The sequence below is a fragment of the Streptomyces sp. NPDC003691 genome (assembly GCF_053981115.1).
On sequence record NZ_JBSFNQ010000172.1, the window covers coordinates 1 to 6,781 of the forward strand.

Below are 6,781 nucleotides of genomic sequence, written 5' to 3' on the forward strand. Positions count from 1 at the left end.
CGCGGGTCACCAGCAGCCGGTACAGCAGGGCGAAGAACTCCCGCTGCGCGGTGCTGGCCCCGGAATCCGCTAGAGTTCAACACGTCGCCGGGACGCGGAAGCGGAACGGAAAAGACAAGCGGACGTGGCTCAGTTGGTAGAGCATCACCTTGCCAAGGTGAGGGTCGCGAGTTCGAATCTCGTCGTCCGCTCGACGTGGGGGATCTTCCCGAACCCCCGCACTCCGGGTGGAGTGGCCGAGAGGCGAGGCAACGGCCTGCAAAGCCGTCTACACGGGTTCAAATCCCGTCTCCACCTCCAAGGACGATTAGCTCAGCGGGAGAGCGCTTCCCTGACACGGAAGAGGTCACTGGTTCAATCCCAGTATCGTCCACCAGGATCCTGACGGATCCCCCGCGCGATTAGCTCAGCGGGAGAGCGCTTCCCTGACACGGAAGAGGTCACTGGTTCAATCCCAGTATCGCGCACGCAGTACACTGCCCTCCGCGGGATGCTTCCCGTGGTCGGTTCCCGCGCGATTAGCTCAGCGGGAGAGCGCTTCCCTGACACGGAAGAGGTCACTGGTTCAATCCCAGTATCGCGCACAGGTCCGGAGCCCCGGCCGCCGTCTCGGTGGCCGGGGCTTCGTCGTTCTCCGTACCGCCCCGGTGCCGCTTTCCGCCGGACCCGGCCGGGGTCGGGTCGGCGTCGGATCTGGACCGGGTCGGGTCGTCAGGAGGAGAAGAGCATCCGGCCGAAGCCGCGCTGATGACCGTGGCGCCCGTGGGAGCCGTGGGATCCGTGGTGATGTCCGCCGTGCTGCGGGGCCCCCCAGGCGGGCGCGTGGGCCGCGGGGTAGGCGGCGGGCGGGGCGGGCGGCGGTGCCTGCTGGGTCCACTGGGCCTCCAGCCGGGTCAGGGCCTCCAGCTCGCCGTAGTCCAGGAATATCCCCCGGCAGCCGCTGCACTGCTCGATCTGGACACCGCTGCGGTTGTACGTGTGCATCATCGCGTGGCACTTGGGACACTGCATCGTCGGGTTCAGCTCCTCGCCTGTCGTTCCGTGCGCCCCGGGTGAGGGCCCGGCCGCATCAGCACCCTACGTCGGCGCCCCGGCCCGCGACGAGGAGTGCGGGGCCAACTCCGGTGGCAGGGCGGCGATCCGGGCGCAGGCGTCGAGGACGGCGGTGTCCGCCGGATCCGGCGCCCGGTCCTCCCTGGCCGCCCGCGCCAGGGCGAGCGCGGCGCTCTGCACGGTCAGCGCACGGGCCGGGACGTCCAGCGCGGCCCAGGGCTCGGCGGGGTCGGCGGCCGGACCTCCGGCGGCGAGATAGGCGCCGATGAACCGCTGCCATTCGGCTTGCGGCAGCAGCCCGGCGGCGAACCAGGCCGCGGGGCGGGCCAGGTCCCACGCCTGTGCGCCGAGCCCGAGGTCGTCGGCGTCGATCAGCAGCCAGGGACCGGCGGGCGCCGGATGGCGGACCAGCTGGCCCAGGTGGAGATCCCCGTGGCAGAGCCCGGCGGGGCCGCCGGGGGGCGCGGCCGCCCGGGTCTCGCCGCGGGCCCAGGCGGGGAGCCGGTCCCAGGCCCGTTCGACGTCCCGGACGGCCGGGTGCCGGGAGTCCCGCCGCATCCGCGCCATCGCGCGGGCGGCCTTCAGCGGACCGCGCATCACCGGCGGCGCGGCGGGCGGGGGTCCGGAGGGCGGGGGCGTCCCGTGACCCGGGGCGCGCGGGCCGGGCGGTACCGGCCGGGGGCCGGATGGTGCGGGCGGTACGTGCGGTACGGGCCGGGGGCCGCCGTACGGGACCCGGTGCAGCGCGGCCAGCAGGGCGGCGGTCTGCTCCCAGGGAGCGGCACCGGGGTCGTCCGGATCGACCGGTGCCCCGTACGGCCAGAGGCTGACCGGCCGGCCGGGGAGTTCCCGGATCTCCGGGGGCGGGGGCAGCGGCGGCAGCAGGATGCCGGTGAACCGGGGGTCGGCGGCGAGGGCCAGCCGGGCCCGGTGTCCGGCCGGGTCGGCGGCGGGGTCGTGGGCCTTGGCGACCACGGGCCCGTGCCGGACGACGATGCCGTCCGGGCGGTCCGCCAGGACCTCCGGCCCGCGGGCGCAGCCCCGGCACTCCGGGGCCGCCGGGCGGCCGGGCGCGGGATGGGCCGCGCCCCGGGCGATCCGGGCCAGGACGTCGACGACGGCGGTGCTCACGTTCCCCCTCGGCTGCGGTACGGCTCCGGACGCGAGCGTACGCGCCGGGCCGCGCCCGTGCGGTGGCCCGGCCGGAGAGGCGGACGCCCGGCCCCCGCGGGCCGTCGCGACCGGCTCCCGGTCCGGACCGTACACCGGTGCCGGGGCGCGCGTACGGGACGGGGGCAGTGCTCCGCCCGGTCCGTCACATCCGCCGGGGGCTCCGGGAGCAGGGGCGGCCTTCGGCTCGGAGCGGCCGGCATCCGCCGGGCGTCCCCCGCCGGTCCGTCACATCCGCCGGGGTCCGGAAGCAGGGGCGGCTTCGGCGCGGAGCGGCCGGCATCCGCCGGGCATCGCCCGCCGTACCGTCACAGCCCCGCCCCGGGCAGCAGGAGAAACCTGCCGCCGGACGTACGAAACGCTCGGGCGCAGCCGGTCCGGCATCCGCCGGGGTCCGGGGCCGTACGGCCCCGGGCTCCGGGAGCCCGGGGCCGTTCGGACGCGGGGCGGCTCGGACGCGGGGCGGCTTCGGCGCGGGGCCGCCGCGGATGCGGAAAACGCGGAGGCCGGTCAGCTCCCCAGCTAACCGGCCACCACTTGCCGTCCGCCGCACCCCCGTCCCCACGGGGTTATGGCCGGATGTCCCCGACCCGGACCGCTCTTCCGGGCCCGGGGCGCCGCTCAGCGCCCCAGCATCACGCCCACGGACGACGCCTGTGTCACTACCGCTTCCCAGCCACCGATGACATAGAGCAGTAGTGCCGCCAGAGGAAGAACCATGGCCGTCGCCACCAGGGGGTGGCGCTGACCGGGCCGCCGGCCGCCGAACGCCGCGGTTGCCCTGCGTTCCTGCGTGCGGATCATGGTCCGCGTCGCCGTATCGGCCATGGTTCCTCTCCTGTCGTGGTCAACAGCGGCGGGTGTCCGACCTCGGGGGACGAGTACTGCACCCGCCGCTTGACCACAACATTAGGTTTCCGGCGGGGCCCGAACGTCATGCCCGCGTACTGATTCCCGGGCCTCCGAGAGGATGAGCCGAGGTCCTTCGGCGTACTCCCCTGGGTGGAGAAGCCGCCTCAGGTCTGAGGGGTTTCCCGGAGGGGACGCTCCGAGGGGTCGTCCCGCGGGACGGGCTGCTCCACCAGTGCGAGCACCCGGTTGGCCATAAAACGGGCGGTCCGCACCACGACCCCGGTACGGGTGACTTCGCTCACTTCGACCACCCCCCTGCGGACTGCCGTCTCCACTCTGCGGCCTGCCCGGCTTGCCACGACTTCGTACGTCCGGGTGCTGTCGCCCGCGTCCACGACGATCTCCACGCGATCACCTTTCACTGATCCAATCCCCCTCCGGCGACGGTCGGTTGAGATTCCGCGCGGGTCGCGGGAGCCGGATTCCGTACTCCCTGACCTCTGGTCAATTCTCCCATCGGGCACTGACAATCGTTCGTCCCCGGAGGGCGCGGCCTATGAGCGCACCGGGGCGGCGGTACGTAAGCTGTGCCACGTCGAAACGGACGATCGGACACCACCGGTCGGGGCCGCCCGGTAACGGACCGGCCGTAACAAGCGGGTGGGGCCTCCCACCGAGGGACACGGGGTGGGGGCTCCCCCACCGTAGGCAGGGGACGGACGATGGCGATGATGCGGCTCCGGCGCGAGGACCCGCGTGTCGTCGGCTCGTTCCGTATCCACCGGCGGCTCGGCGCGGGCGGGATGGGCGTGGTGTACCTGGGCTCGGACCGGCGCGGCCAGCGGGTGGCGCTGAAGGTGATCCGGCCCGATCTGGCGGAGGACCAGGAGTTCCGTTCCCGGTTCGCCCGTGAGGTGTCGGCGGCCCGGCGGATCCGGGGCGGTTGTACGGCCCGGCTGGTGGCGGCCGATCTCGACGCCGACCGGCCGTGGTTCGCCACCCAGTACGTGCCCGGCCCCTCGCTGCACGACAAGGTGAACGAGGAGGGCGTGCTCCCGGCCGCCGAGGTGGCCGCGATCGGCGCGGCGCTCTCCGAGGGGCTGGTCGCCGTCCACGAGGCCGGGGTGGTGCACCGCGACCTCAAGCCGTCGAACATCCTGCTCTCCCCCAAGGGCCCCCGCATCATCGACTTCGGTATCGCGTGGGCCACCGGCGCCTCCACCCTCACCCATGTCGGCACGGCCGTGGGCTCCCCCGGCTTCCTCGCGCCCGAACAGGTCCGGGGTGTCGCGGTCACCCCGGCGACCGACGTCTTCGCGCTCGGCGCCACCCTCGCCTACGCGGCCACCGCCGACTCCCCCTTCGGGCACGGCGGTTCCGAGGTCATGCTCTACCGGGTGGTGCACGAGGAGCCGCATCTGCACGGGGTCCCGGACGCGCTGGCCCCGCTGCTGCGGGCCTGTCTGGCGAAGGATCCGCTGGAGCGCCCGAGCACCCTCCAGCTCTCCATGCGGCTGAAGGAGATCGCCGCCCGGGAGGCGCAGGGGCCCGCCGACGGCCGGCCGCCGGTGCCCCGGGAGCGGATCGACACCCTCCGTACGGGACAGCCGCCGCGCCATCCGCAGCGCACCGAGCAACTGGACCGTACGGAGCGGCTGGAGCGCCCGGACCGGCCCGAGCGGGACCCCCGCGACCGGCGCACCGGCGGGGGCGGCGCCCCGCGCCCCCGGCCGCCGCGCACCGGCGGCTCGGCCCGCCCCGTACCCTCGCGCGGCGGTGCCCCGTCCCGTACCCAGGGCCGTCCGACCGGACGGCAGGGAGTGCGCACCACATCCACGGGCCGCCGCCCGGCCAACCCCCGGCTGCTGCGGCAGCGGATCGTGGTCTTCTTCGTGGTGACGCTGATCGTGGCGCTCGGTATCGCGGCCGCCCAGCAGCTCTAGGCTCATTCTTCCGGCGGTGCCGGCTTCCGGGCCGGGCCCCCGGCCGTCGCGGTGACCGTGTCCGTACCACCATGCCCGTCCGGCGCGCTCCCGGGCCCGCCCGGCCCCCACGGGCCCACCGGCACGCCCGTGACATGCGAAAAGCGAGGAGCACCCGCTCCTCGCCACTCTCAAGATATAGCGCACCGGGGGGCTTGCAGCAAGGCCCCCGTCGTACCGCAGAATCACTGCCTCAGGCCGGAACCTGCGTTAATGGGAGATTCACGAAGTATGTGCGCCGTTGTCGATCCGCCGCCCGCGGACCACCCCACCGCGCCGGAGCGACCCACGATCGGAGCCCCCGTCATGACCCCCGTGACACCCCTGCCCACCAGCGTCTTCGAGCTGTCGGGCCCGCTCGCCGCCAAGGCCGACCCGGCGCTGATCGCCGAGGACGAGCGGCATTTCACGGCGGTCGCCCGGAGCCTGGAGGAGGCCGTCGCCGAGCTGTCCGGGCGGCTCGCGGCCGAGCTGAGGTCACCCGGCGGGGCCGGGCGGGCGGCGATGGACCGGGACACCCGGATCCACGAGCTGACGGCCCGGCTGCGGACGCTGCGCCGCTTCGGCCTGGACCTCTGTCTCGGCCGTATCGTCCCCGAGGACGGCTCGGGATCCGTATACATCGGCCGGGTCGGGCTCACCGACTTCTCGGGGCGGCAGCTCCTGGTCGACTGGCGCTCCCCCGCCGCCGAACCGTTCTTCGCAGCGACCCACGCCGATCCGTCGGGGCTGGTCAGCCGGCGGCGCTACCGCTGGTCCGGCGGCCGGATCGGTGACTACTGGGACGAGGTGTTCGCCCCCGAGGGGCTGGAAGGGCATGCCGCCCTCGACGACCAGTCGTCGTTCATCGCCGGGCTGGGCGGCGCCCGCTCGGCCCGGATGCGCGACGTCCTCGGCACCATCCAGGCCGACCAGGACGCCGTGATCCGGGCCGGATCCCGCGGCGCCCTGGTCGTCGACGGCGGCCCGGGTACCGGGAAGACCGTGGTGGCGCTGCACCGGTCCGCGTACCTCCTGTACGCCGATCCCCGGCTCGGCCGCCGCCGGGGCGGGGTGCTGTTCGTCGGCCCGCACCAGCCCTATCTGGCCTATGTCGCCGATGTGCTGCCCGGTCTGGGCGAGGAGGGGGTCCGCATCTGCACCCTGCGGGACCTGGTCGCCGAGGGGTCCGCCGCGCGGCCCGAGACCGATCCCGAGACGGCCCGGCTCAAGTCCTCCGCGGATCTCGTACGGGCGATCGAGACGGCGGTCCGGTTCTACGAGGAGCCGCCCACCGACGAGCTGACCGTCTCCACCGACTGGGGCAACGTGCGGCTGACCGCCGACGACTGGGCCGAGGCCTTCGAGGCGCCGGGGCCGGGCGCGCCGCACAACGAGGCCCGGGAAACCGTCCGGACGGAGCTGTTCTCGATCCTCTTCGACAAGCTGGGCAACGAGGACGTACCGGAGAGCCACTTCCGGAAGGCGCTGCGGCGCGACCCGAAGCTCACGGAGGCCCTGAACCGCGCCTGGCCGCTGCTGGAGGCCGCCGACCTGGTCGGGGACCTCTGGTCGGTACCCGCCTATCTGCGACTGTGCGCCCCCTTGCTGGGCCCGGACGAGGTGCGGCGGCTCCAGCGGACCGACGCCGGGGCCTGGACGGTGTCCGATCTGCCGCTCCTCGACGCGGCCCGGCAGCGGCTCGGCGACCCGCGGGCCGCGCTGCGCGGCGTCCGCCGCGCGGC

The 6,781-nt window shown here is 74.4% G+C and carries 6 protein-coding genes and 5 tRNA genes; 7 read left to right on the plus strand and 4 right to left on the minus strand.

The features are described 5' to 3' along the window. Positions 1-118 precede the first annotated feature (118 nt). The 5 genes from ACWDR0_RS34155 (at position 119) to ACWDR0_RS34175 (ending at position 584) form a co-directional block, all read left to right on the plus strand. Positions 119-191: transfer RNA gene (locus ACWDR0_RS34155), tRNA-Gly, on the plus strand. A 35-nt stretch (positions 192-226) separates the two neighbouring features. Beyond that, a tRNA-Cys gene (locus ACWDR0_RS34160) sits at positions 227-300 on the plus strand. A 1-nt stretch (position 301) separates the two neighbouring features. Continuing rightward, positions 302-376 (plus strand) — tRNA-Val (locus ACWDR0_RS34165). 19 nt (positions 377-395) lie between these two features. Continuing rightward, positions 396-467 (plus strand) — tRNA-Val (locus ACWDR0_RS34170). A 45-nt stretch (positions 468-512) separates the two neighbouring features. Further along, a tRNA-Val gene (locus tag ACWDR0_RS34175) sits at positions 513-584 on the plus strand. A 127-nt stretch (positions 585-711) separates the two neighbouring features. On the opposite strand, the gene ACWDR0_RS34180 is transcribed toward ACWDR0_RS34175, so the two are convergent. The 4 genes from ACWDR0_RS34180 to ACWDR0_RS34195 all read right to left on the minus strand — a co-directional run bounded on the left by ACWDR0_RS34180 (position 712) and on the right by ACWDR0_RS34195 (position 3,497). Beyond that, a complete protein-coding gene (locus ACWDR0_RS34180) occupies positions 712-1,011 on the minus strand; it encodes a TFIIB-type zinc ribbon-containing protein (RefSeq protein WP_456355725.1) in 300 nt (99 codons plus the stop codon). A 66-nt stretch (positions 1,012-1,077) separates the two neighbouring features. Next, entirely contained in the window at positions 1,078-2,184 is a 1,107-nt protein-coding gene (locus tag ACWDR0_RS34185; RefSeq protein WP_456355726.1) for a phosphotransferase family protein, read from the minus strand. A 660-nt stretch (positions 2,185-2,844) separates the two neighbouring features. Next, complete coding sequence (locus ACWDR0_RS34190; protein ID WP_456355727.1) at positions 2,845-3,051, minus strand: hypothetical protein; 207 nt, start codon at positions 3,049-3,051, stop codon at positions 2,845-2,847. Positions 3,052-3,239: 188 nt separating this feature from the next. Continuing rightward, entirely contained in the window at positions 3,240-3,497 is a 258-nt protein-coding gene (locus ACWDR0_RS34195; protein WP_456355728.1) for a hypothetical protein, read from the minus strand. 300 nt (positions 3,498-3,797) lie between these two features. Here ACWDR0_RS34195 and ACWDR0_RS34200 point away from each other — a divergent pair, with 300 nt between their 5' ends. Continuing rightward, positions 3,798-5,018 carry a serine/threonine-protein kinase gene (locus ACWDR0_RS34200; protein WP_456355729.1) on the plus strand — a complete coding sequence of 407 codons (1,221 nt, stop codon included), beginning with the start codon at positions 3,798-3,800 and terminating at the stop codon, positions 5,016-5,018. Between the two features lie 345 nt (positions 5,019-5,363). Then, a partial coding sequence (helR, locus tag ACWDR0_RS34205; protein ID WP_456355730.1) for an RNA polymerase recycling motor ATPase HelR occupies positions 5,364-6,781 on the plus strand: 1,418 nt, incomplete at its 3' end.